The 24412-nt window shown below is 70.2% G+C and carries 19 protein-coding genes and 1 pseudogene; 8 read left to right on the forward strand and 12 right to left on the reverse strand.

The features are described 5' to 3' along the window. The first annotated feature begins 313 nt into the window (after positions 1–313). Both ACFOW8_RS20680 and acpS read left to right on the forward strand, forming a co-directional pair. Complete coding sequence (locus tag ACFOW8_RS20680; protein ID WP_378552686.1) at positions 314–9652, forward strand: fatty acid synthase subunit beta domain-containing protein; 9339 nt, start codon at positions 314–316, stop codon at positions 9650–9652. An 11-nt stretch (positions 9653–9663) separates the two neighbouring features. Continuing rightward, positions 9664–10101 carry a holo-ACP synthase AcpS gene (gene acpS, locus ACFOW8_RS20685; RefSeq protein WP_378552687.1) on the forward strand — a complete coding sequence of 146 codons (438 nt, stop codon included), beginning with the start codon at positions 9664–9666 and terminating at the stop codon, positions 10099–10101. 74 nt (positions 10102–10175) lie between these two features. Here acpS and ACFOW8_RS20690 read toward each other — a convergent pair whose 3' ends face one another. Further along, a complete protein-coding gene (locus ACFOW8_RS20690) occupies positions 10176–10817 on the reverse strand; it encodes a TetR family transcriptional regulator (protein WP_378553174.1) in 642 nt (213 codons plus the stop codon). 285 nt (positions 10818–11102) lie between these two features. On the opposite strand from ACFOW8_RS20690, the gene ACFOW8_RS20695 reads away from it, so the two are divergent. Continuing rightward, the gene (locus ACFOW8_RS20695) at positions 11103–12314 is read left to right on the forward strand and encodes a hypothetical protein (RefSeq protein WP_378552688.1); all 1212 of its coding nucleotides are present in this window, start codon (positions 11103–11105) and stop codon (positions 12312–12314) included. Between the two features lie 91 nt (positions 12315–12405). Here the strand turns inward: ACFOW8_RS20695 and ACFOW8_RS20700 are convergent. After that, positions 12406–13047: pseudogene (locus ACFOW8_RS20700) on the reverse strand (ABC transporter permease); the annotation flags it as partial. A 234-nt stretch (positions 13048–13281) separates the two neighbouring features. Here ACFOW8_RS20700 and ACFOW8_RS20705 point away from each other — a divergent pair. Further along, the gene (locus ACFOW8_RS20705; protein ID WP_378552689.1) at positions 13282–13533 is read left to right on the forward strand and encodes a TetR/AcrR family transcriptional regulator C-terminal domain-containing protein; all 252 of its coding nucleotides are present in this window, start codon (positions 13282–13284) and stop codon (positions 13531–13533) included. On the opposite strand, the gene bcp is transcribed toward ACFOW8_RS20705, so the two are convergent. Beyond that, complete coding sequence (gene bcp / locus ACFOW8_RS20710) at positions 13534–14007, reverse strand: thioredoxin-dependent thiol peroxidase (protein ID WP_378552690.1); 474 nt, start codon at positions 14005–14007, stop codon at positions 13534–13536. It lies immediately after the preceding gene. 74 nt (positions 14008–14081) lie between these two features. Between bcp and ACFOW8_RS20715 the strand changes: the two genes are divergently transcribed. Then, positions 14082–14315 carry a DUF3618 domain-containing protein gene (locus tag ACFOW8_RS20715; RefSeq protein WP_378552692.1) on the forward strand — a complete coding sequence of 78 codons (234 nt, stop codon included), beginning with the start codon at positions 14082–14084 and terminating at the stop codon, positions 14313–14315. Positions 14316–14435: 120 nt separating this feature from the next. Here ACFOW8_RS20715 and ACFOW8_RS20720 read toward each other — a convergent pair whose 3' ends face one another. After that, entirely contained in the window at positions 14436–14732 is a 297-nt protein-coding gene (locus ACFOW8_RS20720; RefSeq protein WP_378552693.1) for an excalibur calcium-binding domain-containing protein, read from the reverse strand. A gap of 232 nt (positions 14733–14964) precedes the next feature. Beyond that, entirely contained in the window at positions 14965–15942 is a 978-nt protein-coding gene (locus ACFOW8_RS20725; protein ID WP_378552695.1) for a pirin family protein, read from the reverse strand. Between the two features lie 62 nt (positions 15943–16004). Between ACFOW8_RS20725 and ACFOW8_RS20730 the strand changes: the two genes are divergently transcribed. After that, positions 16005–16469 carry a MarR family winged helix-turn-helix transcriptional regulator gene (locus tag ACFOW8_RS20730; protein WP_378552697.1) on the forward strand — a complete coding sequence of 155 codons (465 nt, stop codon included), beginning with the start codon at positions 16005–16007 and terminating at the stop codon, positions 16467–16469. Between the two features lie 65 nt (positions 16470–16534). On the opposite strand, the gene ACFOW8_RS20735 is transcribed toward ACFOW8_RS20730, so the two are convergent. From ACFOW8_RS20735 to ACFOW8_RS20755, 5 genes are all read right to left on the reverse strand, one after another. Next, on the reverse strand, positions 16535–16861 hold the full coding sequence (locus ACFOW8_RS20735; RefSeq protein ID WP_378552699.1) for an ArsR/SmtB family transcription factor: 327 nt from the start codon (positions 16859–16861) through the stop codon (positions 16535–16537). Positions 16862–16865: 4 nt separating this feature from the next. Next, positions 16866–17828 carry a ketopantoate reductase family protein gene (locus tag ACFOW8_RS20740; protein ID WP_378552700.1) on the reverse strand — a complete coding sequence of 321 codons (963 nt, stop codon included), beginning with the start codon at positions 17826–17828 and terminating at the stop codon, positions 16866–16868. Between the two features lie 169 nt (positions 17829–17997). Then, complete coding sequence (locus ACFOW8_RS20745) at positions 17998–19629, reverse strand: SulP family inorganic anion transporter (protein ID WP_378552701.1); 1632 nt, start codon at positions 19627–19629, stop codon at positions 17998–18000. 2 nt (positions 19630–19631) lie between these two features. Next, positions 19632–21455: a phosphoenolpyruvate carboxykinase (GTP) gene (locus ACFOW8_RS20750; protein WP_378552703.1), complete on the reverse strand. Its 1824-nt coding sequence runs from the start codon at positions 21453–21455 to the stop codon at positions 19632–19634. 85 nt (positions 21456–21540) lie between these two features. Continuing rightward, entirely contained in the window at positions 21541–21852 is a 312-nt protein-coding gene (locus ACFOW8_RS20755) for an ArsR/SmtB family transcription factor (protein ID WP_378553176.1), read from the reverse strand. 103 nt (positions 21853–21955) lie between these two features. Here ACFOW8_RS20755 and ACFOW8_RS20760 point away from each other — a divergent pair, with 103 nt between their 5' ends. Then, complete coding sequence (locus tag ACFOW8_RS20760; RefSeq protein ID WP_378552705.1) at positions 21956–22759, forward strand: alpha/beta fold hydrolase; 804 nt, start codon at positions 21956–21958, stop codon at positions 22757–22759. A 27-nt stretch (positions 22760–22786) separates the two neighbouring features. Next, on the forward strand, positions 22787–23131 hold the full coding sequence (locus ACFOW8_RS20765) for a zinc ribbon domain-containing protein YjdM (RefSeq protein ID WP_378552707.1): 345 nt from the start codon (positions 22787–22789) through the stop codon (positions 23129–23131). A gap of 136 nt (positions 23132–23267) precedes the next feature. On the opposite strand, the gene ACFOW8_RS20770 is transcribed toward ACFOW8_RS20765, so the two are convergent. Together ACFOW8_RS20770 and ACFOW8_RS20775 are read right to left on the reverse strand one after the other, a co-directional pair. After that, positions 23268–23609 (reverse strand): hypothetical protein, encoded by a 342-nt coding sequence (locus tag ACFOW8_RS20770; RefSeq protein ID WP_378552708.1) that lies wholly within the window; start codon positions 23607–23609, stop codon positions 23268–23270. A 63-nt stretch (positions 23610–23672) separates the two neighbouring features. Then, entirely contained in the window at positions 23673–24281 is a 609-nt protein-coding gene (locus tag ACFOW8_RS20775) for a transglycosylase SLT domain-containing protein (protein WP_378552709.1), read from the reverse strand. Positions 24282–24412: the final 131 nt, after the last annotated feature.

Below are 24412 nucleotides of genomic sequence, written 5' to 3' on the forward strand. Positions count from 1 at the left end.
CGGCGTGGCGTACTCGTGGGTAACACGACCTGGGATTATAACGATTGGGTAACCCTCAATATGAGGGCCACTCATGTTTGCGAAGCGAAGTAACAGGCCTCACCTGCGGGTTCAAACATGAGGGAGGGTCATGTTTCAGAAAGATTTGGTACGGGCGTGCAGAAATACTCGGGGGTAGCTGGTGAGCGGCAGGTAAACGTGAGGCTTTCCTCATGATTTTGTGCGATCGTGGCTGCCAACAGGCCCGAGGGGCTGCCGGATACGTGTGCGGTCCGTCGGTGGGCGGAGCGCCAGGAGAAGGAAGTCGAGCGTCTTGACGATCAACGAGAGCACCGAGATGGGCCGTGGGGCGACCGCGAAAGCTGATGGTCGGGGCCGGACGACGGGTGTCCGCGCGTCGCTGCTCGAGCAGCTGCGCGACGGGGTGGGTTACGCGTTGGCGTTCGGTGGGCAGGGTGCGCAGTGGTTGGCCGAGCTGGAGGAGATCGGGCGTGACAGCGCGCTCGAGTCCGAGCTCACCGCCCTGGTGCACGAGGCCGCGGCGCTGATCGAACCGGTTGCGGCGCAGTTGCTGGTGGTGCGTCCCGGTGGCTTCGACCCGATGGGCTGGATGCTGGAAAGTGAGCTGGACGAGCCGGAGGAGCCGTCTTCGGTGCCCGCCGACGCGGTGCTGCGCTCGGCCGCGGTGTCGATGCCCGGCGTGCTGCTGGCGCAGCTGGCGGCCACCAGGGCGCTTCGGTTGCAAGGGCTCGACACGGCCGAGCAGCCGCCGGTCGCGATCGTCGGCCACTCGCAGGGCCTGTTCGCCGCCGCCGCGGTCGAGGCCGGTGGCGCCCGCGACGCCGAGCTGCTCGCCATCGCCCAGTTGGTCGGCGCGGCGGCCGGGCTGGTCGCGCGCAGGCGCGGGCTGATGCCGGTGGGCGATCGCTCGCCGATGGTGGCCGTATCCAATGTCGATCCCGACCAACTGCGCGCGATCGTGGCCGAGGTCGCCGATGGTGTCGATCCCGCGACCGCCGCGGTGGTGTCGATTCGCAACGGCCGCAGGCGGGTCGTGCTGTCGGGCACGCCCGCGCAGATCGACCGCGTCCGGGCCAGGTGCGCCCAGCTGCACGACGAACAGACCAAGCAGCGCGAGAACAAGGTGCGCGGCGGTGCGGTATTCGCGCCGGTGTTCGAGGACATCGCCGTCGACGTCGCCTTCCACCACCCCGCGCTGGCCGAGACCGTCGACCTGGTCACCGGCTGGGCCCGCCAGTGCGAGCTGGACGCCGAGTTCGCCGCCACGCTGACCCAGCGGGTGCTGGTCGATCCGATCGACTGGGTCGGCACCGTCGACGAGGTCGTCGAGGCGGGCGCCGAGTGGATCCTCGATCTCGGCCCCGGCGACCTGCTCTCCCGCATCACCGGCGGTTCGCTCAAGGGCACCGGCGTCGGCGTGATCGCCGCGGCCACCCGTCCCGGCCAGCGCAGCCTGCTCACCCCGGGCGCGGCGCCGGAGCCGTCGACCCCGTGGTCGGCCTTCGCGCCGAAGCCGGTGCGCCTGCCCAACGGCCGGATCGTGGTCGAAACCGCGTTCACCAAGCTCACCGGGCGTTCGCCGATCCTGCTGGCGGGCATGACTCCCACCACCGTCGACGCCAAGATCGTCGCCGCGGCGGCCAACGCGGGCCATTGGGCCGAGCTGGCCGGTGGCGGGCAGGTCACCGAGCAGATCTTCGCCGACCGGATGACCGAGCTGCGCACGCTGCTGCAGCCGGGCCGCGCGGTGCAGTTCAACTCGCTGTTCCTCGATCCGTACCTGTGGAAGCTGCAGCTGGGCGGTAAGCGTCTGGTGCAGAAGGCCAGGGCGGCGGGCGCGCCGCTGGACGGCGTGATCGTCACCGCGGGCATCCCCGAGCTGGACGAGGCCGTCGCGCTGATCGAGGAGCTCACCGAGGCCGGGATCAGCCACGTCGCGTTCAAGCCGGGCACCGTCGCCCAGATCCGGTCCGTACTGCGGATCGCCGACGCGGTGCCGGACTACCCGGTGATCATGCACATCGAGGGCGGCAAGGCGGGCGGGCACCACTCCTGGGAAGACCTCGACGACCTGCTGCTGGCCACCTACGCCGAACTGCGCGGCCGCGCCAACGTGGTCGTCTGCGTCGGCGGCGGCATCGGCACACCGGAGCGCGCCACCGACTACCTGACCGGCACCTGGTCCACCGCGCACGGCTACCCGGTGATGCCGCTGGACGGCGTGCTCGTCGGCACCGCCGCGATGGCGACACTGGAGGCCACCACCGCGCCCGAGGTGAAACAGCTGCTCGTCGACACACCGGGCACCCCCGACTGGGTCGGTGCGGGCACCGCGAGCGGCGGTATGGCCTCGGGCCGCAGCCAGCTCGGTGCCGACATCCACGAGATCGACAACGCCGCCTCGCGCACCGGCCGCCTGCTCGACGAGGTCGCGGGCGACGCCGAGGCCGTCGCCGCCCGGCGCGCCGAGATCATCGCGGCGCTGGATGCCACCGCCAAGCCCTACTTCGGCGATGTCGCCACCATGACCTACCAGCAGTGGCTGGAACGCTATGTGTCGCTGGCCGTGTCGAGCGAGGTCCCGATCTCCTTCGATTGCGGCAGCGATATCGGTGACGCGATCATCGACGCCACCCGCTCGCTGTGGCTCGACATCACCTGGCGCGACCGGTTCGCGGAGATGATGCGGCGCACCGAGGCCAGGCTGCATCCCGCCGACAGCGGTGAGATCGAGACGCTGTTCGCCGACGACGAGGCCTTCGAGCAGCCGGTGCAGGCGCTGTGCGCGCTGAAGAAGCAGTACCCGGCCGTCGCCGAGACCGTGCTGCACCCGGCCGACGTGCCGTTCTTCGTGTCGCTGTGCAAGACGCCGGGCAAGCCGGTGAACTTCGTTCCGGTGGTCGACGCCGACGTGCGCCGCTGGTGGCGTTCGGATTCGCTGTGGCAGGCCCACGATCCGCGCTACTCGGCCGATCAGGTGTGCGTCATCCCCGGCACCGTCGCCGTCGCCGGGATCACCAGGGTCGACGAGCCGGTCGGCGAACTGCTCGACCGCTTCGAGCAGGACACCGCCTACAGCCTGGTCCGGGCCGGTGTCGTGCCGGCCCCGGTCGACGCGCGCCGGGTGGCCGGTGTGGTGACCGGACCGATCGACACCGTGCTCGCCGCCCCCGACGTGCAGTGGGCGGGCCGCACCACCGTCAACCCGGTGCACCGGCTCGGTGCCGCGAACGAGTGGATCGTCGAGCAGGGGAGCGCGGTGCATCAGGGCACCGGGGCCACGCTCACCGAGACCACCGGTCCCGAAGCCGATTTCAGCTATGTCGAACTGAGCGTGCCGCTGCTCGGCCGGGACGCGGTGAAGATCCGCATCACGGTTCCGGTGAGCGTGTACTCCGGTGGCGCGCCGGTGATCACCGAGGCCGACGCCGAGACCGCCATGTCGGCACTGCTCGGGGTGGCCGCGGGCCAGGCGCTTCCCGAGGTGAAGGCCGGTGCCGCCCATCTCAACCTGGCCTGGACCCCGGACCTGGTCGCCGACCACGCCGGTGTCACCGGGTCGGGGCTGCCCGCCACGCTCAGCACCCTCGGCCGCACCGCGCCCGACGTGCTCGTCGGCGCCTGCTGGCCCGCGGTGTTCGCGGTGCTCGGCGCGGCCCGCACCGGCAACGGCGGCTCGGTCATCGAGGGCATGCTCGACCTGGTCCACCTGGACCACCAGATCGAACTGCTGAACGAACTGCCCACCGAGACCAGCATTCTCGTCGTCCGCGCCGAGAGCGGCGCGGTGCTCGACACCGACATGGGCCGGGTCGTCGAGGTCGGCGTCACCGTGGGGCTGATCCTCGATCAGGGGCTCGAGCCGGCCCCGCTGGCGCGCCTGGTCGAGCGCTTCGCCATCCGTGGCCGCAACGGCGCGGGCGAACTCACCGATCCGCCGCGCGCCGCCGGTGCCGTCTCCGCCGCCGCCACCGACACCCCGCGCCGCCGTCGCCGCGACGTGCGCATGGCCGCCCCGCGCGCCATGCACGCCTTCGCCGCGGTCTCCGGCGACCACAACCCGATCCACACCTGTGACGCCGCCGCCAAGCTGGCCGGGCTCGGGAGCCCGATCGTGCACGGCATGTGGCTCTCGGCCGCAGCCCAGCACGCGGTCGTCGCCGTGGATCCCGAAAGTTCCGTTCCCGCACGCACTCTCACCGCATGGACCACCAGGTTCCTCGGGATGGTGCGCCCCGGCGCGACCGTGGACGTGCGGGTGGAGCGGATCGCGGTGGACGCGGGCAGCGAGATCGTCGAGGTCTCCTGCCGCGTCGATGGTGACCTCGTCATGACCGCGACCGGGCGCACCGCCGCCCCGAAGACCGTCTACGCCTTCCCTGGCCAGGGCATCCAGCGCAAGGGGATGGGTCTGGACGCGCTGACCCGCTCGAAGGCGGCCAAGAAGGTCTGGGAGCGTGCCGACGCGCACACCCGCGAGGCCCTCGGGTTCTCGATCCTGGCGGTGGTGCGCGACAACCCGACCTACCTCAAGGCCCGCGGTGTCGAACACCGGCACCCGGACGGTGTGCTGCACCTGACCCAGTTCACCCAGGTCGCGATGGCGACCCTCGGTGTGGCCCAGGTCGCCGAGCTGCGCGAGGCAGGCGCCTTCGTCGAGGGCGCGATGCTGGCGGGCCATTCGGTCGGTGAGTACAACGCGCTCGCCGCGGTCGCCGGGGTGCTGCCGCTGGAGGCCGTGCTCGAGGTGGTGTTCCAGCGTGGTTCGGCCATGCACGAGCTGGTTCCGCGAGATGCGCAGGGCCGCAGCGACTACCGGATGGCCGCCATCCGCCCGTCGCAGATCGGCCTGCCCGATGCCGAGGTCATCGACTTCGTCAACGGCATCGGCGCCGAGACCGGCGAATTCCTCGAGGTGGTGAACCTGAACCTGCGCGGCTCGCAGTACGCGATCGCGGGCACGGTCGCCGGACTGGAGGCGCTGGAGACCGAGATCGACCGTCGCCGTGCCGAATTCGGCGGCAAGCGGGCGTTCATCCTGGTGCCCGGCATCGACGTGCCGTTCCACTCCACCGTGCTGCGCGACGGTGTCCCGGAGTTCCGGCACAAGCTCGAGCAACTGCTGCCCGCCGAGGTGCACCCGGAGGTGCTGGCAGGCCGCTACATCCCGAACCTGGTGCCGCGCCCGTTCTCGCTGGAGCGTGAGTTCCTCACCGAGATCGCCGAACTGGTGCCGTCGGAGCCGCTGGCCGCGGTGCTCGCCGACTTCGACAGCTGGGCGCAGCGCGAGGCCGAACTGTGCCGGGTGGTGCTGATCGAGCTGCTGGCCTGGCAGTTCGCCAGCCCGGTGCGCTGGATCGAGACCCAGGACCTGCTGTTCACCGACCCCGCGCACGGTGGTCTCGGGGTGGAGCGGTTCGTCGAGATCGGCCTCGGCGCCACCCCGACGGTGGCCAACCTGGCCTCACAGACGCTCAAGCTGCCCGCGTTCGGCGGGGCCACGGTCGAGGTCGTCAACGTCGAGCGCGACGCCGCGGTCGTCTACGCGACCGACACCGATCCCGCGCCGGTCGAGGACGACATCGCCGAGACCCCGGCCGAGGCGCCCGCCGCCGCTGCCGCGCCCGCCGCGCCGGTCGCCGCGGCCCCGGTCGCCACCGGCGGTCCGCGCCCCGACGACATCTCCTTCACCGCCGCCGACGCCACCCGCGTGCTCATCGCGCTGTGGACCAAGCTGCGGCTGGACCAGATCGGCGCGGTCGACACCATCGAGGGCCTCTGCGACGGTGTGTCCTCGCGCCGCAACCAGTTGCTCGTCGACCTCGGTGCCGAGCTCTCGCTCGGCGCCATCGACGGCGCCGCCGACGCCGACATGGGCGCGCTGTCGGCAACGGTCGAGCGGCTGGCCCGCACCTACAAGCCGTTCGGCACCGTGCTCACCGACGCCATCGGCGACCACCTGCGCAAGGTCTTCGGCCCCTCCGGCAAGCGGCCCGCCGCCATCGCCGACCGGGTCAAGAAGACCTGGGAGCTGGGCGAGGGCTGGGTCAGCCATGTCACCGCCGAGGTCTCCCTCGGCACCCGCGAGGGCGCCAGCGTGCGCGGTGGTGACCTCGGCGGCCTCGTCGGCGGTGCGCTGTCGGATGCCGCCTCGGTCGACGCCGCCATCGACGCGGCCGTGCAGGCGGTCGCCGCGCGTCGCGGCGTCGCGGTCTCGCTGCCCGCGGCGGGTGGCGCGTCCGGCGGCACCGTCGACGCGGCCGCACTCGGCGAGTTCACCGAGCAGATCACCGGCCGCGACGGCGTGCTCGCCACCGCGGCGCGGGTGATCCTCGATCAGCTCGGCCTCAGCGAGGAGGTCTCCGCGCCGGAGGCCACCCCGGACACCCTGGTCGACCTGGTCTCGGCCGAACTCGGTAGCGACTGGCCGCGACTGGTCGCCCCCGCGTTCGACGCCCGCAAGGCGGTCCTGATCGATGACCGCTGGGCCACCGCCCGCGAGGATCTGGCCACCATGTGGCTCGGCGACGACGCCGCCACCGCCGAGCAGTCGATCGCCGGCTACGTCGGCGCGGGTGAAGCCGTTGCCGCGCAGGCGAACTGGTGGCGGCAACGGGCCATGAGCGAGGCGCGCTCGGTGCTGGCGGGGGTCTACGCGAAGATCGCGGAGGCCGCCCTCGACACCACCGGCCCCGGCCTGTGGTCCGACGACGTCGCCGTGATCACCGGCGCCAGCAAGGGCTCCATCGCGGCCGCGGTCACCGGCAAGCTGCTCTCGGGCGGTGCCACGGTGGTGGTCACCACCTCCGGGCTCGACGACGAGCGGCTGAAGTTCTACCGCACGCTCTACCGCGACAACGCCCGCCACGGCGCGGCGCTGTGGGTGGTCCCGGCGAATATGGCCTCCTATCAGGACCTGGACGCGCTCATCGACTGGGTCGGGACCGAACAGGTCGACAACGCGGGCGGCGCCAAGATCAAGACCAAGGACGCCATGACCCCGACGCTGCTGCTGCCGTTCGCGGCGCCGCGCGTCGCCGGTGATCTCGCCGACGCGGGTGCCCGCGCCGAAATGGAGATGCGGGTGCTGCTGTGGTCGGTGGAACGCCTGATCGGCGGCCTGTCCGCGCTCGGCGCCGACCACGATGTGGACGCGAAACTGCATGTGGTGCTGCCGGGTTCGCCCAACCGCGGCCTGTTCGGTGGTGACGGCGCCTACGGCGAGTCCAAGGCAGCGCTGGACGCGATCGTCGCCAAGTGGAAGGCCGAGAAGTCCTGGGCCGCACGGGTGACGCTGGTGCACGCGCTGATCGGCTGGGTGCGCGGCACCGGGCTGATGGGCCACAACGACCCGATGGTCGAGGCCGTGGAAGCGGCGGGCGTGCACACCTGGTCGACCGCCGAGATGGCCGACGAGCTGCTCAAGTGGTGCACCTCGCGGGCCCGGCAGGTGACCGTCACCGGTCCGCAGCAGATCGACCTCACCGGTGGTCTCGCCCGCGCCAAGCTGGACCTGCCCGCGCTGGCCAAGCAGGCGGCCGAGGCCGCGGCCGCCGCGGAGGACGAGGCGGTCACCGCCGCGACCATCGCCGCACTGCCCGCGCCGCCCACCCTGAGCTCGGCACTGCCGGTGCCGGAATGGGGCACCGTCACCGCCGATCTCAGCGACATGGTCGTGATCGTCGGCGCGGCCGAGCTCGGCCCGTACGGGTCCTCGCGGACCCGCTTCGAGATGGAGGTCGAGGACAAGCTGTCGGCCGCCGGTGTGCTCGAGCTGGCCTGGACCACCGGGCTGATCCGCTGGGAGAACGACCCGAAGCCGGGCTGGTACGAGGTCGAATCCGGTGACTTCGTGCCGGAGTCCGAGATCGCCGAGCGCTACCACGACACCGTCGTCGAGCGCTGCGGTGTCCGCCGTTACGAGGACGACGCGGCCATGATCGACAACGCCGCTCCGCTGCTCACCTCCGTCTTCCTCGATCAGGACCTGAGCTTCACCGTCGCGAACGAGGCGGAGGCGCGGGCCTTCCACACCGCCGATCCCGAGCACACGGTGATCACCCCGGTCGCGGATTCCGGCGATTGGACGGTGACCCGCAAGGCGGGCACCGAGATCCGGGTGCCGCGCAAGGCGAAGCTCTCACGGGTGGTCGGTGGCCAGATCCCGACCGGCTGGGACCCCACCATCTGGGGTGTCTCGGCCGATATGGCCGCCTCGATCGACCGGGTCGCGCTGTGGAATATCGTCTGCACCGTCGACGCGTTCGTCGGCGCTGGCTTCAGCCCCGACGAGCTGATGAACTGGGTACACCCGAGCCTGGTGGCCAACACCCAGGGCACGGGCATGGGCGGCATGTCCTCGATGCGCTCCCTCTACGTCGACAACCTGCTCGGCGAGCCGCGCCCGAACGACATCCTGCAGGAGGCACTGCCCAACGTCGCGCTGGCGCACGTGGTGCAGTCCTACGTGGGCAGCTACGGCGCCATGGTGCACCCGGTCGCGGCGTGTGCCACGGCGGCGGTGTCGGTGGAGGAAGCGGTCGACAAGATCCGGCTCGGCAAGGCCGAGGTCGTGGTGGCCGGTGGCTACGACGATCTCGGGATCGAGGGCATCGTCGGCTTCGGTGACATGTCGGCCACCGCGGACTCGGCGGCCATGCGCGCCAAGGGCATCAGCGACCGGTACTTCTCCCGTGCCAACGACCGCCGTCGTGGCGGGTTCGTGGAATCGCAGGGTGGCGGCACCGTGCTGCTCGCCCGCGGTGACGTGGCCGCGGAGATGGGCCTGCCGGTGCTCGGCGTGCTCGCCTTCGCCCAGTCCTTCGCCGACGGCGTGCACACCTCCATCCCGGCGCCGGGTCTCGGCGCGCTCGGCGCCGGTCGTGGCGGCAGCGGTTCGCGGCTGGCGGCCGAACTGCGCAAGCTGGGCGTGACCGCCGACGACATCGCGGTGATCTCCAAGCACGACACCTCCACCGCGGCCAACGATCCCAACGAATCGGAGCTGCACGAGCGTCTCGCCGGCGCGCTCGGCCGCACCGACGGCGCCCCGCTGTTCGTGGTTTCGCAGAAGAGCCTCACCGGCCACGCCAAGGGCGGCGCGGCGGCCTTCCAGCTCATCGGCCTGTGCCAGGTGCTGGAAAACGGTGTGGTGCCGCCGAACCGGAGTCTGGACTGTGTCGACGAGAAGATGCGGGCCTACCCGCACCTGGTGTGGGCGCGCGAACCGCTGCGCTTCGGCGAGAAGTTCGCGCTCAAGGCAGGTCTGGTGACCTCGCTCGGCTTCGGGCACGTGTCCGGGCTGCTCGCGGTGGTGCATCCGCAGGCGTTCCTGGCTGCGCTCGAGCCCGCCGCGCGGGCCGACTACCAGGACCGGGCGCAGGCACGTCAGCTGGCGGGCAGGCAGCGGTTCGCCGAGGCCATGTGCGGCGGCACCGCGCTGTACGAGAAGCCGGCCGACCGGCGGCTCGGCGCCGAGGGCACCCCGGCCGGGCAGGTCCGTCAGCTCGAGGCCGACATGCTGCTCTCGCCGGAGGCCCGGCTCGACAGTGACGGTCGGTACCGGGCGAACGGCTGGGGTTGCGGTGCGGGGCAGCCCGGTTCCGCTCCGCAGCCGTCCGAAGCGTCGTAGGCTCGGAGTCTGTGACGATTCTCGGTATCGGCCTGGACTTGGTGACCATCTCCGAGTTCGCCGAACAGCTGCAACGGTCGGGGACGACGATGCTCAGGGAGAGCTTCACCGCCGGTGAACGCCGCTACTGCCAGAGCAAGCAGACCGACCCCGCCCGCAGCTTCGCCGCACGCTGGGCCGCGAAGGAGGCGGTGCTCAAGGCCTGGGCATCGTCTCGCTTCGCGCGCAGCCCGCAGATCGGGGACAACCCGTATCCGCTGATCGAGGTGGTGAACGACGCCTGGGGCAGGCCGAGCATCAAACTGCACGGCCTGGCCGCGGAATTCCTGCCACGTGCGCGCGTGCACCTGTCACTTACTCACGACGGTGACACCGCCGCGGCGATGGTGGTGCTGGAGGACCCCGGCGAACTCGCCGACCTGATCGAGGGGCGTGTCGGCACCAGCTGACGCAACGACAGAACGCGCAATCGGCGACCCGCCGGGAGTCCTCCCGCGGGTTGCCGATTGCGTTGTGCGGGTGGCTAGATGTCGTCGGCCGCGGTCCCGGTGGTCCGGGACTGCCGCGATTCCTTCTCTGCCACAAGCAGATACGCCACCATCAGGCGCTTGAGCTCGGCGACGGCCTCCGCGTTGGTCTGTTCGTCCTGCACCGAGAAGTTCAGCATCGAATAGACCACGTGCACCAGGACCTCGGCCATCATGGTGCGCCGGGCGCGCGGCGTGCGTGGGGTGAGCGGCCGCAGCATCTGCGAGACCACCTCGGCGAACTCCTTCTCGTGCAGCGCGCCGGTGGCCCTCGTGGACGGGGTGGACTGCATGGCCAGCCACACCTCGCGGCGGGAGGGATCGGTAGTCCACAGATTCGCCAGGTGGTCGACGAACTGGTTCATGTGCCGCAGCCAGTCCAGCGAGGGGATCTCACCGTGGAAGTCGGCCAGCTCGCGCGACACCGCGACCAGGTCCTGCCGATTGAGCTCGCACACGATGACGTACTTGTTGGCGAAGAACTGGTAGAGCGTGCCGATCGGCACCTCGGCCCGCTGCGCGACCTCTTCACAGGTGAACGACTCGAACCCCACCTCGACGAGCAGTTCTCGCGAGGCCTGCAGCAGCGCGTCGAACTTGCGCTTGCTGCGTTCCTGGGTCGGCCGCTTGCGCGGCATCAGCTCCTGCGGATCGTCCTGCAACTCCAGCGCAGGATCCAGCCGGGGATGCTTCGACCTGGTCTGCGCGTGTACCTCCACCCATCCAGGCTAGCGGTATACACCGGGCGGCGGCACCGGTCTACCGGCAGCGTGTCAACAACTGGGGGAATTTCCTCCCATCCACGCCGAGGATGGTGACGAATCATCAGATGAGCGTGCTTGCATCCGCACGCTTATTCGCGGCGACCTCTCGCCGCACCGACCTACCGCGAAGTGATCAGCCCCCGTGGGAAGGCAAGATTTGTGGCTGCAGGATCTGTGATCACCCTCGGCGTCAGCACCGAGCGAGGCGCCGCGCACGCGGTGGCGTTCGCCGAATCGGGCGCCACGCTCACCGACCGGATGCTGTTGCGGCGCACGGTCCGCGCGGGTGCCGACGGCAAGGCCGAGGTGGCCGCCGCCGTGCAGACCGCGCTGGACTCGATGGCCGCCGAGCTCGCCGACGAGCACGAGATCGCCGGTGTCGCAGTGAGCTACCGCGATGCGGTCGAACGCCGCGCGATCGTCACCCGGCTGGCCGGCACGCCGTGGCGCACCGCCTCGCTGGTTTCGGCCAAGTCGGCGCACCTGTTCGTCGCGGGCGCGATGACCTGGCTCGACGAGTTCGACAATCTCCTCGTCTACGAGGCGGTGCCGGGCCACCAGGCGATGACCCTGCTCGATCCGGGCAGGCACCGGGTGCTCGCGGCCTCGGCGCAGACCGGTGCCCCCACACCCGATGCTCTGCGTCTCGGCGTGTCGGCGGCCTGGGACCAGTTCGACGCGGCCGGGGTGCGTCCCGCCGCGGTGGTGCTGGTCGGATCGTCGGCGGAGTCGTCCGCGGTGCGTGAGGCGGCCGCCGGGTTCGGGGTGCCGGTGCTGCCGTGCAGGCTGGCGCCGTTCGTCCCCGCCGCTGGTGCCGCGCTGGTGGCGCTCGGCGATGTCACCGAGGCGCCGGTCCCGGTTGCCCCGCAGTCGAAGCGGGGGACCGCGCTGGTCGCGGCGGCCGCGAGCCTGCTGGCAGGCGGTCTGGTGGCCGGCGGTTCCTATGCCGTGATGAACGGCGGGCCGCAGGCGGTGGACAACACCGCCGTGTCATCGGAGCCGGAGGCGGATCCGGCCGCGCCGCCGTCGCCCGCTGTGCAGGAGATCGCGGACACCGGCGCGCCGGAGACCGGGGCGGCGGCCGGCGGCGGTCTTCAGGTGGGTCCGGCGGGCGGGCCCGCCGACACCGCACCGTATGAGTCGGTGTCGCCGAACCCTCAACTGGTCGACCCGTCGCAGTTCCCCCTCGGCTATCCCACTCAGCTGTACGGCGATGCGCCACAGGAAGATCCGCTTCCGCTCGTACCTGCGCCCGCGGTCCCGCAGACCCCGGCCGCCGCGCCGGCCCTGCCCGGTACCGGGATCCCGATGGGGATGCAGCCCGCCCAGGCACCGGTGCCGGAGGGGCTGCGCACCGAATCGGCGGACTGACGCCACGCGCCGAAGGAGCCGTGCGATTCGGTCAAGTTCCGGCGGTCGTCGCAACACTCTCAACTGAGAGGTTGCGACGACCGTGTCGTTTTCAGACGCTGGTGCGGCGCCGGAACAGCGCACCGGCCGCGAGGAATCCGACCAGCGCGATCCCCGCGCACCACAGCACGGCCAGCAGCGCGCTGTCACCGATCGGGGTACCCATCAGCAGTCCGCGCACTGTCTCGATCACCGGTGTCACCGGCTGGTTCTCGGCGAACCGGTGCAGCCAGGTCGGCATCGACTCGGTCGGCACGAAGGCGCTGCTCACATAGGACAGGAACAGGAACACGAAGGTGAATCCGTTGGCCGCCTCCGGGTTCCTGGCCAGCAGGCCGAGTGCCGCCGACAACCACGACAGCGCGAACACGAACAGGGCGAGCACGCCGAACACGGCGAGCCAGCGCAGCGGATCGGCGGTGGGCCGGAAACCGATCAACACGGCGACTCCGATGACGATCGCGGAGGTGAGCAGATTGCGCAGCACGCTCTCCACGACATGCCCGGTGAGGACCGCCGAGCGGGCGATGGCCATGGCGCGGAACCGGTCGATGATGCCCTCGGCCAGATCGGTGGACAGCGCGACCGCGGTGGTCGCCGAGCCGAAACCCGCGCACAGCAGGATGTTTCCGGGCACCACGTAGTCGATATAGGCGCCGGGGCCCACGTCCATCGCGCCATCGAAGACGTAGATTCGGGACGCTCAGGCGGTGACGGCACGGCCGGTCCGGCCGGTGAGTGCGAAGAAGAGAGTTCGCACCGGAGTGAGGAGGAGTCGATGACGGACTGCTCGATCTGGTCCCGGACCGGGTGGTCGGGCCGCCGCCGGAGATCGCGCCCGACATGCCATGGCGGGCGGCCCTGGAGCAGTGGGCGCGCACGGAGTTCGAGCGGATCGGCGCCGGAGCCGGTCAAGCTGCAACTGGCGATGAACCTGTCGATGTTCGTGATCGGTAAGCGCAGAGCCGGGCGCGACCTGCGGACGGAGGAGGACAGCGACTTCGGCGAGGTGCTGGCCACGGTGCTCGGCCGGGCCGACCTTCCCGCGGTCTCGGCGGCGTTGTCCGCCTCCGCCTTCACCGACGAGGGCGATATCGATTGGGAACAAGCCGATTTCGAGTTCGGCTTGGCGCGGATGCTCGACGGCTACGAGGTGTTCATCCGCACCTTCGAAACCTGATCAGACCGAGAGATCGCGGCGCAGCTTGGCGACGTGCCCGGTGGCCCGCACGTTGTACTGGGCCAGTTCGATCGTGCCGTCCGCGTCGACGAGGAAGGTCGAACGGATCACGCCGGTGACGGTCTTGCCGTACATCTTCTTCTCGCCGAAGGCGCCCCACTCCTGCAGCACGGTGCGCTCGGGGTCCGACAGTAGCGGGAAGGTGAGGCCCTCGGCGTCGCGGAACTTGGCCAGCTTGGCGGGTTTGTCCGGGGAGATTCCGATGACGTCGATCCCGGCGTCGCCGAGTTCGGCCAGGTTGTCGCGGAAATCGCAGGCCTGCTTGGTGCAGCCGGGCGTGCTCGCGGCGGGGTAGAAGTAGACGATCACCTTGCGGCCGCGATAGTCCGAGAGCGACACGTCCTTGCCGTCGGCGTCGGGCAGCGTGAAATCGGGTGCGGGGTCTCCGGGGGAGAGGCGATGGTTGTCGGTCACCACCGCACGGTAACCGACCGGGTACCGCGACGGCATGGATAGACTCGTCGGCGAGCAGCAGACTGATATGGGAGGTGACGGTGGCCAAGGACGACACCGACCGGATCGAACGCGAGATCGAGATCGCGCGCGCCCGGTTGGCGACCACGCTCGACGAACTGGCGGTGCGCGCCGATCCACAGCGGATCGCGGACGACACCAAGACGATGGTGGTCGCCAAGTTGAACGAGCCGAAGGTCAAATACACACTGATCGGCGCGGGTGCCCTGGTTGCGGGCCTGGTCCTGGTCAAGATCTTCCGCCGCTGAGCGCGGTGGCCAGAACGCGAACACCCGATGCGGCAGTCGCCACATCGGGTGTTCGCGCTATAGCCGGCCCCTAGGTTTTCGGGTTACGAGGCCGAAAACCCGCGGCGCCAGCCGCCGATGTCATTGCGTGGGGCAGGCCAGGCCGTCGCCGTCGGGATCGAGGTGCGGGGAGTAGCCCGCCTCGCCACGGAACAGCGGGGCGCGCCCTGCCGCGTAGGCCTCGTCGCAGCTGGCGAACGCGCCGCCCGCCGAACCGGACTGGACCAGGTTGGCCGAGCCGGTCGCGCCGAGCAGCGAGTCGAGGCTGGAGGAGCCGGTGCCGGCGGAACCGGTGGGCACATTGGCGTTGGCGGCGGGGACGGCGAGCAGGGAGAGTCCCACTGCGGCCAGGGTGACGGTGAGCCGGCGAGCGTTCATGAATTCCTCGATGTGTGCGGCGTTTCGGTGATGGGCCCGGACACGTGGCGCCTCGGGCGGCCCCGTCCACCTTCGTGACCAAGCATCCGGTTTGTCAACGCTCGAGCGTCGACGATGTTCGAGCGTCGACAACCATACTGTGTTCTCGGTCTCGGCACGATCCCATGCCGCCGATCTGGACACCGGGGGTGTGGCCGCACCCCTGTTTTTGTGAACTCAGCCGAGGCCACGCTCACTCGCCAAGGCGCAGCCCCGATGAGTGTTCGGCAGGCACGGTGCCCATTCGGCCCGCCTGGAAGTCCTCGATGGCCGTGATGATCTCCTCGCGGCTGTTCATCACGAACGGTCCGTACTGGATCACCGGCTCCCGCAGCGGGATGCCGCCGAGCAGCAGCACCTCGAAATCGCCGGTGGTGGTGTGCTGTTCGGGATCGGCCGCCAGGGTGACGGCTTCGCCCGCGCCGAAGACGGCCAGCTGCCCCGCGCCGATCGGCCTGCGGTCGGTGCCCACCGTGCCCTCGCCCGCGAGCACGTAGGCCAGCGCGGTGTAGTCGGCGGGCCACGGGGTTTCCAACTGCGCGCCCTGGCTGATCGAGGCATGCGCGTAGATGATCGGGGTGTAGGTGGAGCCGGGGCCTGCGAAACCGGCCAGCTCGCCGGCGATCACCCGGAGGAGGGCGCCGCCGTCGTGCGAGCTCACCAGGGTCAGCTCGCTCGCGCGCAGGTCCTGATAGCGCGGGGTGGCGAACTTGGTCGCGCGTGGCAGGTTCACCCACAGCTGGATGCCGTGGAAGGTGCCGCCGGAGATCACCAGCTTCTCCTCTGGCAGTTCGTCGTGCAGCATGCCGGAGCCCGCCGTCATCCACTGGGTGTCGCCCTCGCCGATCACGCCACCGCCGCCCTGTGAATCGTGGTGGACCATGGTGCCGTCGAGCATGTAGGTGACGGTCTCGAAGCCGCGATGCGGATGCCACGGCGCGCCTTTGGCCTCGTAGGGCTCGTAGGCGACCGGGCCCATCTGGTCGAGCAGGATGAACGGGTCGGCCGTGCGCAGGTCGACGCTCGGGAAAGGCCGGGTCACCTCGAAGCCGGCGCCTTCGCGCTGCCGGTCGGCGGTGACGATCCGGCGGACCGGTCGCTGGGTCTGGGTGACATCGGGGCGGGGCAGCCGGGGTAGCACCATGATGTCGTCGACGGTGATCGCTGGCATGGGATTCGCCTCCTGAGTAGCTTTGTTTCCATGTCAACCAAATGGGTTCTAGGATCATTCCCGTGACCCGATGGTTGACCGAGGAAGAGCAGCGGACCTGGCAGGCGTTCATCCGCATGCGCCAGCGGCTGGACGCGGCGCTGGCCGCCGGCTTGGCCGAACACAGCCTGTCGATGGCGGACTACGAGCTGATGGTAGCGCTGTCGGCCACCCCGCAGGGGTGCATGCGTGCCAAGGAGCTGGCCGCCGAGGTGTGCTGGGACAAATCACGCCTGTCCAAGCAGCTGGCCAGGATGGCCGCGCGCGGCCTTGTCGACCGGCGGCCCGCCGAAGACGACGCGCGCGGGATCGTCGTCTCGCTCACCGATGTCGGCCGCGCGGTACTCGGCCGGGCCGCTCCTGAACACGTCGAGCTGGTGCGCGAGGTGTTCGTCGACCGGTGGTCCGAGACAGAGAGCGCCGCGATCCGGTCGCTGTCGGCCAAGGTGGTCGCCGCCAGCGACGAGCGCAGCGCTTTGCCCGGCTGACGGCGTCGGGTCGAACATCGCGTGCGGTTCAGGGCAGCATCGTCCCGATGGTCGAGGTGGCCGGTTCACCGCGCGCGGTGTTCATCCAGGCATTCGGTGATCCCCCGCACCATGTCGACCAGCGGCTCCAGCGCGCCCGAATCCGCCTCTAGCACATAGCGGCGGGTGGTGCCGATGCGCTGCACGTCGAGGACCCCTGCGTCACGCAGGATCTTCAGATGGTGGGAGACGGCGGGCTGGGAGAGCTCGATGGCCTCGGCGATCTCGCCGACACTGAGTACCCCACCTGCCTCGATCAACCGCCGCACGATCTCCTGACGTCGTTCGTCGCCGAGCGCGGTGAGCAGTGGCCGGGCGGCCTGGAAGAGGGCGGGGATGTCGTGCTGCGGCATCCGCCTATTGTCGCGGGTCATCCGCCCGCGCCGGTAGCGGCGGCATGGCTGCGACGAGATCGCGCAGGTGGCCTGCCGGGAGGCCGCGGTGCTCGCCGAGTTCGGCCCACTCGCGCAGCATCGCCCGCGTCTGCGCGCCGACCTTGGTGAAGTGCGCGCGCAGGTACTCGGGCGCGTCGAAGGGGGCCAGCGCGGGGAACATGCCCCATGCCATCCAGGCCGTCCATTCCATGGTTCGGCGTGACGGTGGCGCGGGCAGGCCCCGCTCGGCCGCGACGATGGTGGCGGCCTCGAACGCCGCGTGCGAGGCGGGGGAGAGATCGGACCGCAGCGTCGCGATCGACCAGTCCGCCACCTCCAGCGCGGCCAGGTACGGAACGGTGCGGGCGGCCCTGGCGATCCCGCCGCCGTTGCGGCGGATGCGGGCCGGTGCACCGCCTCGGCTGAGTGCGGCCCGTATCGGAGCGACGCGTGCCGGGGTGCCCGTCAGTATCACGGCCGCGCCGGGCGGGCGGTAGTACGCGGTGGGTCCGGGCCGCGCTGTGCCGAGCGGCGTCGTCCAGGCGAGTTCCGCCACCGTCACGGCGACCACCTGGTCCGACGGCCACAGGCGCGTCAGTGTGATCAGGTCGCCGAGGCTCTGGTCGAGTGTGACGACAGTGGTGGTGCCGATGGCCGCCCGGAGGGTGTCGAGCCAGTCGGGCCGCAGGGCGGTCGAGTCGACCAGCAGCCAGACGCTGTCCCACGCGGTGTCGGCGACCGCGGCGGGCTCGGTGTAGACGCGGGCGGGTTCGACGGTGGTGGCGGCGTCGGGTCGCCATCGGCGTAGCCGTTCGACCGTCATCCCACCGCGCACCCGCTCGGCCTGTCCGGGTTTCACCAGGTAGCTGACCGCCGCCCCACCACGGGCGAGGTCGGCGCCATAGACCTGTCCGAGCGCACCCGCTCCCACGATCAAGACCTCCATGCCAACTCCATCTATATATCGAAACATTTGGAAATATGGATACTACCAGACAGGCCGGTGCGAAAAGCCGATCGTGGCCACGAGGTTGCCGGGCCGGTGAGACTTCGTGCCGGATCGGCCGCGCGCTCACCGCGATGGTCCAACGCGGCGCATGCCTCTGGGGCCGGACCTACTTACGCGCACTCGGCAGGAACCGGCGGGCGTAGTCGATGGCGGCGCCGGTGTCGGAGAAGACGGCGTCGGCACCGCCCGCGGGAAGGGCTCCGATGGTGGCCAAGCGCTGCCGGTGGTCGGTACGCAGGCCCGACATCAGCACGGTGATGTGCCGATGCTCGAGCTTGTCGACAGCGTCCTTCAGGACAAGGGCGCCGGTGGTGTCGAGCGCGGTGACGCGCGACATCCGCAGGATCACCACGCGCACGTCGGCGACCTCGGCCAGCTCCAGCAGGAAGCGGTGGGCGGCGGCGAAGAACAGTGGTCCGTCGATGCGGTAGGCGACGATATGGTCGCGCAGCAGGTCGTGTTCCTCACCGAGATGATCGCTCTCGTCGAGCGGTACCTGGTGCAGTCGCGCCTCCCGTGCGACCGCGCGCACCGCGAGGACCAGCGCGATACCGATGCCGATCACCACGGCGGTGACCAGGTCGAATGCCACGGTGACGACAAAGGTCACCGCCAGCACCATCGCGTCGCCCCTGGAGGCACGCGCGATCGCGGACAGCGAGGCCGTCTCGACCATCCGCACGGTGGTCGCGAGCAATACCCCGGCCAGCGCCGCGATCGGGATGTCGGCGACCAGCCCGGCTGCCAGATAGACGATTCCGGCCAGAACGACCGCGTGGGTGAGCGCCGCCAGCCTGGTCCGGGCACCGGAGCGGACATTGACGGCCGTGCGCGCGATCGCCCCGGTCGCGGGAACCCCGCCGAACAGCGGCGCGGCGATATTCGCCAAGCCCTGCCCGAACAGCTCGCGGTCGGGGTTGTGCCTGGTCCCGACGGCCATGGCGTCGGCGGCGGTGGCCGAGAGCAAGGATTCGAGTGCGGCCAGCGCGGCGACGGCGAGCGCGGGCAGCAGCAGCCCGGTCAGGTCGCCGAGTTCGAGGAAGCCGAGGGAGGGTGCGGGCAGGCCGGCCGGGATGGCCCCGATCCTCGCCAGATCGAGCGGGAAGACGGTCGCGACCAGAGTCGCCGCCACCACGGCGGCCAGGGCGAACGGCAGCTTCGGCAGGAACCGGCCACCGACCAGGATCACCGCGGCAACCACCAGCGCGGTCACCGGTGCGGTCGCGTCCGGCTCCTCGACGAATCGCCGGACGGCATCGAAGGCCGACTGCCAGACCTTCGCACCCTCGGCCCCGGACACCCCCAGCGCGCCCGGAACCTGTTGCAGCGCGATCACCACCGCGATTCCCGCGGTGAACCCCTCGATCACCGGGGCAGGCATGAACCGCACGGCTCGCCCGACCCCGGCGAACGCCAGCGCGACCAGCACGATCCCGGCCATCAGCCCGACGGTCAGCACACCCGACGCGCCGTGCTCGTGCACGATCGGCACCAGCACCACCGTCATCGCGCCGGTCGGGCCGGACACCTGGAACCGCGACCCGCCGAAGACCGCGGCCACCACACCTGCCACGATCGCCGTGGCCAGACCAGCGGCGGCACCGAGCCCGGAACTGATGCCGAATCCCAGCGCCAGCGGCAGGGCCACCAGCGCCACGATCAGCCCCGACAACAGATCCGTGCCCGGTGCCAGGAAGGCGGGCTTCCACTCCGACCACGTCGGCAGCAGTGCCCGCATGGTCAGCGGTTGCCGAGCAGGCGCAGTTTCAGCGCGGCCAACTGCTCGCGCAGCTCGTCCGGGAGCCGGTTGCCGCCGATCCCGGCGAACCAGTCGTCGATGGACCTGGTCTCGGTGACCCATTCGGCCACATCGACGGTCAGCGCGGCCTCGACCAGCGCGCGGTCGGCGTCGTCGAGCCCGGACAGGTCGAGCGCGTCGGCGGTCGGGACATAGCCGATCGGGGTCCATTCGGCGTCGGCGGCGCCGTCGAGTCGTTCCAGCGCCCACTTCAGTACCCGGACGTTGTCACCGAAACCGGGCCACAGGAAGGTGCCGTCCGCCGCGCGGCGGAACCAGTTGACCTGGAATATCTTCGGCAGCTTCACCGGGTCGGCCGCGGCGCCGAGCCGCAGCCAGTGCGCGAAGTAGTCCCCGACGTGATAGCCGAGGAAGGGCAGCATCGCCATCGGGTCGCGGCGCACCACCCCGACCGCGCCGGTCGCCGCGGCGGTGGTCTCCGAGGACAGCACCGAGGCGGTGAAGACCCCGTGCTCCCAGTTGAATGTCTCGGCGACCAGCGGCACTGTCGTCGCCCGGCGTCCGCCGAAGAAGATCGCCGAGATCGGCACGCCGGTCGGGTCGTTCCATTCCGGCGCCACCGACGGGCACTGCTCGATCGGGGTGCAGTACCGCGAGTTGGGATGTGCGGCAGGGGTATCGGAGGCGGGTGTCCAGTCGTCGCCGCGCCAGTCGATCAGGTGCGCGGGCGGCTGCGTGGTCAGTCCTTCCCACCACACATCGCCGTCGTCGGTGCGGGCGGTGTTGGTGAAGATCGAGTTGCCCCGGTCGATGGTGGCGATCGCGTTGGGGTTGGTGCGCGCTCCGGTGCCCGGCGCGACGCCGAAGAAGCCGGCCTCGGGGTTCACCGCGCAGAGTCTGCCGTCGGCACCGAACCGCAGCCAGGCGATGTCGTCACCGACGGTCTCGGCCTGCCAGCCGGGCAGTGCGGGCTCGAGCATCGCCAGGTTGGTCTTGCCGCACGAGGACGGGAACGCGGCGGCGACGTAGTGGGTGCGGCCCTGCGGGGACGTGAGCTTGAGGATGAGCATGTGTTCGGCCAGCCACCCTTCGTCCCGGCCGATGACCGACGCGATGCGCAGCGCGAAGCACTTCTTGCCGAGCAGCGCGTTGCCGCCGTAGCCGGAGCCGTAGCTCCAGATGGTGCGGGTCTCGGGGAAGTGCGCGATGTATTTGGTGCGGTCGCACGGCCACGGCACATCGGCCTGACCGTCGTGCAGCGGCGCGCCCACCGAATGCAGGCAGCGCACGAATGCGGTGTCACCGGTGAGCTTCTCCCACACCGGTGTGCCGGAGCGGGTCATGATCTGCATCGAGACCGCCACATACGGCGAGTCGGTGATCTGCACGCCGAACTGAGGTTCCGCGGCATCGAGTGGGCCCATGCAGAACGCGATCACATACATCGTGCGACCTGTCATCGCGCCGCGGTAGTGCTCGGTCATGACGGTGCGCATGTCCACCGGGTCGACCCAGTTGTTGGTCGGGCCCGCGTCGCCCGCGTCGGCCGAACAGATGAAGGTGCGGTCCTCGACGCGAGCCACGTCGTCGGGATCGGAGACGCACCAGAACGAGTTGGGTTTGCCGGTGAGCCGGACGAAGGTGCCCTTCTCGACGAGCTCGTCGGTGAGCCGGTCCCATTCGGCGCGGGAGCCGTCGCACCAGACGATGCGTGCGGGTGCGGTCAGTTCGGCGATCTCGGCGACCCAGTCCAGGATGGCCGGGTGTGTGGTCGGAACCGTCGTGGGCGCGGAGCTCGCGGTCACGGATGTTCTCCTTGTCAACTTGCTAGGTGGCTAGTTTAGAAAATATGCAATCAGTGGGCGTGTGGCGATCGGTGGGTGGACGTGGTCAGGCGACCGTGGATTCGGGATTCTCCAGGAGTTCGGCCTGCCCGGTGACGACGCCGGTGAGGATGGCGCGAGCCACGATCAGCAGCTCCTTCACCCGCGGTGAGGTGAGCTCGTAGGTCACCGAGAGTCCTTCGCGGCGGGCCGTCACCAGGCCTGCCCGGCGCAGGATGGCCAGCTGCTGAGACAGGTTCGCCGCCTCGACGCCGACCTCGGGCAGCATCTCCGAGACCGCGTGTTCGCGCTCGCTGAGCAATTCCAGCACCCGGATGCGGACGGGATGGCCGAGAGTTTTGAAGAAGTCGGCCTTCATCTGGTAGAGCGGCCTGCTCAATCCCGGCACCGTGGTGACCCCGTCCTGCTGTGTGGCGGTATGGTGTGTTTTCTAACTTTAGCAAACAGCTAACAGGAGAGTCATGCCCCTCGCCACGCTCAACGGCATCCAGCTCAACTTCGACGTCACCGGATCGGGACCGCTGGTCCTGCTGGTGATGGGCAGTGGCAGTCCGGGCCGGGTCTGGCGCACCTACCAGGTACCCGCCCTCGTCAAGGCCGGGTTCCGCGTCGTCACCGTGGACAACCGGGGGATCGCGCCGTCGTCGGAGTCGGCGGCGGGCATCACCATGGCCGACCTGGTCGGCGACACCGCCGCGCTGATCGAACACCTCGGCGCGCCCGCGCACATCGTCGGTACCTCGATGGGTTCGCGCGTGGTGGCCGAACTGGCGCTGGCCCGGCCGGAGCTGCTCGGCAAGGCGGTCATGTGCGCCGCCACCGCCCGGCCGCATCCGGTGTCGAGCACACTCAACCGGGGCGAGCAGGCGTTGTTCGACAAGGGAATCCAGCTGCCGCCCGAATACGCGGCGGCGATCAAGGCGATGCTCAATCTCTCTCCGCACACGCTGGCCGACCCGGCCAAGGCACAGGAGTGGCTCGACATCTTCGAATTCACCTCGGGCAAGGGCACTCCCGGCACTCGCGCGCAACTGGGGATGGACCGGTCCCAAGACCGGCGGGACGCCTATCGCGGGATCACCGTGCCCAGCCTGGTCGTCGGATTCGCCGACGACCAGATGGTGCCGCCGCGGTTCTGCCGGGAAGTCGCCGAGGCGATCCCGGGCGCCCGCTACACCGAGATCGAACGCTGCGGCCACTACGGCTACCTGGAGCGGCCGGACGAGGTCAATCGGATCATCGTCGAATTCCTTTCCGCCGCCTGATCATTCACCCCATCGAAGGACTGTCCCATGAGCGACTCGCTGCCACCCTGTCCCGCCTGCTCCTGCGAGTACACCTATGAGCTCGGTGCGCTGCTGGTGTGCCCGGAGTGTGCCCATGAATGGGAACCCGCCGGTGCCGAGGGCGGCGAGACCGAGGAGATCCGCGACGCCGTCGGCAATGTGCTCGCCGACGGCGACACCGTCACCGTGGTCAAGACGCTCAAGGTCAAGGGCAGTCCCACCGGGATCAAGGCGGGCACCAAGGTGCGCAATATCCGGCTGGTGCAGGGCGTCGGCGATCACGACATCGACTGCAAGGTGGACGGCATCGGACCGATGCAGCTGAAGTCCAGCGTGGTCAAGAAGGTCTGATCCGGGCGGGGGAGTCGAGTCTCCACTGTTGCCAGTACAGCGGGACGCGCCGTTTCTCGCATGCGGACTAGATCTGCGCAGCGCGAACCGAGACAAGCCGGCCTCGGCGCTCGATCTCATGTCCCTCAGCAAGACATCAGCTGGCGGTCCACGGTGTGACCGGCGGCTTCACCCACAGCAGTTTCTCGTCGGAATGCGGGCGGGCGGCGGCCGGATGGCCGGGATTGCGGGCGGCCCAGTCGTCCTTCTGATCGAGCAGCTCGGCGACCACCTGCCAGGTCTCGCCGGTGCTCGGCGGGTTGGTCTCGGCCGCTCTCGCCAGTTTGCGCAAAGTGGCGGCGGGCAGGGCGCGCAGTTCGGCGCTGTGGATATCGCGGGACCAGAGGTAGGCGGCCAGGCGACGGGCCTTGGCGACGCGGCTGGCGGTGGCCGCGTCGGAATGCGCGTGATCGGGTGCCTGATCGGCGCTGTCTGGCACGTCGGCGATTCTACGACGAACGCCCGCACCGGTCGGGGTGCGGGCGTTCGGTGCTCAGGTCGCTCAGTACGCGCTGTTGACGTTGTCCATGGAGCCGTAGCGGTGCGCGGCGTAGTTGCAGGCCGCGACGATGTTGGAGACCGGGTTCCACACGTCGAACGGGGTGCCTTCCACGTGGTATGCGGCGAAGGTCGGGTCGATCACCTGCAGCAGGCCCTTGGACGGGATGCCCGCGGCGGCGTTGGAGTCCCAGAGGTTGATCGCCTGGGGGTTGCCGGTCGACTCGCGCATGATGTTGCGGTAGATGCCCTCGTAGCTGCCGGGGATGCCCTTGGCGGCCATGATGTCGAGCGCCTCGCGGATCCAGCCGTCGAGGTTGTTCGGGTAGACCGGCGGGGCGGGCTCGGGCATCGGGGCCGGGACCGGTTCGATCGCCGCTTCCAGCGAGGGAGCGGGGATCTCTTCGACGGCGGGGGCGGCCTCGACGGCGGGGATGGCCTCCGCCTGCTCGACGACGACCTGGGCAGCACGCTCGGGCACGCTGTCGTCCGCGAAGGAGACGGCGGAGGACGCGGCTACGGCGACCAGACCGACCGCGGCGACCGCCACGGTGAACGCCTCACGGCGCGAACGACGGCCGAAAACGGTGCTGAGCTTGTCTTTGTTGAGCATTGCTGATCTGTTCCTTCATCTCTGTCTGGCGACGCAGGCCCGGGTGAGGGCACGGTGGATCGCGCAGCGCGCACACGGCGGCGCACGCCGGTCAGGCGATGTGTTGTTTCTGTTCTGATGGGGAATGTGCG

Origin of the sequence: Nocardia rhizosphaerae (genome assembly GCF_042650365.1) — a bacterium.
Lineage (GTDB): Bacteria > Actinomycetota > Actinomycetes > Mycobacteriales > Mycobacteriaceae > Nocardia > Nocardia rhizosphaerae.